Below are 2,744 nucleotides of genomic sequence, written 5' to 3'. Positions count from 1 at the left end.
CGAGGCTCGTCACGGAAAAGGTTTAGAAGGACTTTTAAAGAGATATTTTAAGTAAGCATAAAATTGTAAAAATAAGGTTTAATGGGGAAGGGCTAGAGAGCAATTTGTTGGCAGGTGCAATTCCTGCCCCTTCCCACCTTATATAAATTTACTTTTATATTTTAATAAAGATTTTGAGGGGTTACTAAATCAACATTTTATAAAAAAGGGGTTAAATTCTATGAAAGAAAATTATATGGTGTGTAATTGTAAACAAGTAAGTTACGCTAATATTGCTGACGCACTGGAAAACTTTGAAAAATTTGACGATGTTCTTAGTGCTTTTAAAAGTGTTCAGGAAGTAACTCACTGTTCTACAGGCTGTGGTGGATGCCATCAGAAAGTTTTGGATATAATATCTGAAATAATGAGCGGAGTAACAGTATAATTTTAAAATCAAAAAAGAGCAGAAAAATCTGCTTCTTTTTTTGTTATTAAAATATGCACAGTCAAAGGTATGCATATTTTAATATTCCTTTTAATTACCTATTATTTTCCCAAGAACAGTTGCACTTGTCTGTGCAATTTTTTCTTCTGTTTCTCCAAGTTTTTTTGCAAGGTCGGAAAAAACTATTCCAACCATTCCTACAGGTTCATTCATACAAACTATAGGACAGGCAATACTTACTTTATATTTGTCTGTAAAATCAACAAGATTGATACTTTCTTCACCGTCAACATACCCGTAAACCATTCTGTCATCAATGATTTCTTTAAGTTCATTTGACAAGTTTTTGCCAACTACCTCTTTTTTTGGCACACCGCAGACAGATACAATCATATCTTTATCGGTTACAACCGTTGTGTAGCCGGTTATATCATTTATCGCCTGTGCATATTCGTCTGCGAATTCACTGATGTCACCAACCTGTGAATATTTTTTAAAAAGAACTGCACCCTCATTATTGGTATATATTTCTAAGGGGTCTCCCTCAGAAATCCGCATAGTTCTTCTTATTTCTTTTGGTATAACAACTCTTCCCAAATCGTCTATTCTTCTAACAATTCCTGTCGCTTTCATATTTAAAACTCCCTTTTAATTAATAAATGATGAATAATGAATAATTTACAGTGTCGGTAAAGCCGACAAATTAAACCGATTTCAAAATTCAATTTATATTGCTATTGTTTACAACATAGGAATTTTTATGTAAAGAAAAAAATGGGAAAAATTAATCAAAAGAGTAAAATTTTGCACTTTGCATTTTGAATTATGAATTTAAATAGTCCTTGACTATATAGAACGAAAGTGTTAAAATAGTTTTATATAATGTGCTAAGTGTCTTTAAATGTACTAAAGATAGGAAAATATGGGAAACAGAGGGGTAAAGATGTATAAATTTGACAAAAAAGTCTGGCTTTCTTCGCCTACAATGCATGGCGATGAAATGCTTTTTGCAAAAGAGGCTTATGATACCAACTGGATGTCAACAGTAGGGGCAAATATAGATGAAGTAGAAAAAATTTCTGCTAAAAAAGTTGGCTCAAAATTTGCTGTTGCGCTTGCAACAGGAACTTCTGCATTACATCTTGCAATGAAACTTGCAGGAGTTAAGAAAGGCGATAAGGTATTTTCATCGGATGTAACTTTTTCGGCTACAGTTAATCCCGTTCTTTATGAAGGTGGAGAGCCGATTTTTATTGATACTGAGTATGATACCTGGAATATGGACCCGAAAGCATTGGAAAAAGCCTTTGAAATTTATCCGTCTGTTAAAGTTATTGTAGTTGTTCATCTTTATGGTACACCTTGTAAGATGGACGAAATCAAGGAAATTGCTGATAAGCACGGAGCAGTTATTATTGAAGATGCTGCCGAATCATTTGGTGCTACATATAAAGGTAAACAAACTGGTACGTTAGGAAAAGTGGGTTGTATCAGTTTTAACGGAAATAAAATTATTACAGGTACAAGCGGTGGAATGCTCTTTACTGACGATTTGGAAACTGCTAATAAAGTGAGAAAATGGTCAACTCAGTCAAGAGAAAATGCACCGTGGTATCAGCACGAAGAAGTCGGCTATAACTATCGAATGAGCAATTTTATTGCAGGTGTTGTAAGAGGTCAGTTAAATTATCTTGACGAGCATATAAAACTAAAAAAAGAAATTTACGAAAGATATAAGGAAGGGTTAAAAGATTTACCTGTTAAAATGAATCCTTATGACGAAGTAAACAGCGAACCAAACTTCTGGTTATCCTGCCTTATAATAGATAAAGACGCAATGGCAAAACAGGTAAGAGGAGAAAATGATTATCTATACATAGAAGAAAAGGGTAAAACCTGTCCTCAGGAAATTTTGGATAAACTTGCAAAGTATAACGCAGAGGGAAGACCAATCTGGAAACCAATGCATATGCAACCGATTTTCAGAATGAATCCTTTTGTTACCCGCTTTGGTGACGGAAGAGCAAAAACAAATGCTTATATCAAAGGCGGTGCTGTCGGAGAAGATGGGAAACCTCTTGATATCGGTATGGATATTTTCACAAGAGGCCTTTGCCTTCCAAGTGATGTTAAAATGACAAAAGAAGAACAGGACAATGTTATTAAGATTATACGTTCTTGCTTTGAATAAGTGGATAAAAAAATATATTTTTAATAATTTCTTAGAATTTTAGTTAAAGAGGGATTTACATAATGTATCAAAAATATTTTAAAAGGCTTATAGATATAACCTGTTCACTGCTTGCTTTAATCGTAT

General features: G+C 33.6%; 3 protein-coding genes. 2 read left to right on the top strand and 1 reads right to left on the bottom strand.

What is annotated here, in order from left to right; all coding sequences use genetic code 11:
* The first annotated feature begins 220 nt into the window (after positions 1-220).
* A complete protein-coding gene (locus E7419_08410) occupies positions 221-427 on the top strand; it encodes a (2Fe-2S)-binding protein (GenBank protein MBE7015198.1) in 207 nt (68 codons plus the stop codon).
* Between the two features lie 90 nt (positions 428-517).
* On the opposite strand, the gene E7419_08405 is transcribed toward E7419_08410, so the two are convergent.
* Entirely contained in the window at positions 518-1,060 is a 543-nt protein-coding gene (locus tag E7419_08405) for an AbrB/MazE/SpoVT family DNA-binding domain-containing protein (protein MBE7015197.1), read from the bottom strand.
* Positions 1,061-1,370: 310 nt separating this feature from the next.
* Here E7419_08405 and E7419_08400 point away from each other — a divergent pair, with 310 nt between their 5' ends.
* The gene (locus tag E7419_08400) at positions 1,371-2,618 is read left to right on the top strand and encodes an aminotransferase class I/II-fold pyridoxal phosphate-dependent enzyme (protein MBE7015196.1); all 1,248 of its coding nucleotides are present in this window, start codon (positions 1,371-1,373) and stop codon (positions 2,616-2,618) included.
* Positions 2,619-2,744: the final 126 nt, after the last annotated feature.

This window comes from Oscillospiraceae bacterium (assembly GCA_015068525.1).
GTDB lineage: Bacteria > Bacillota > Clostridia > UMGS1840 > HGM11507 > SIG450.
The sequence above is the reverse complement of the archived record's forward strand: the minus strand, read 5'-3'. Positions and strand labels throughout refer to the sequence as shown.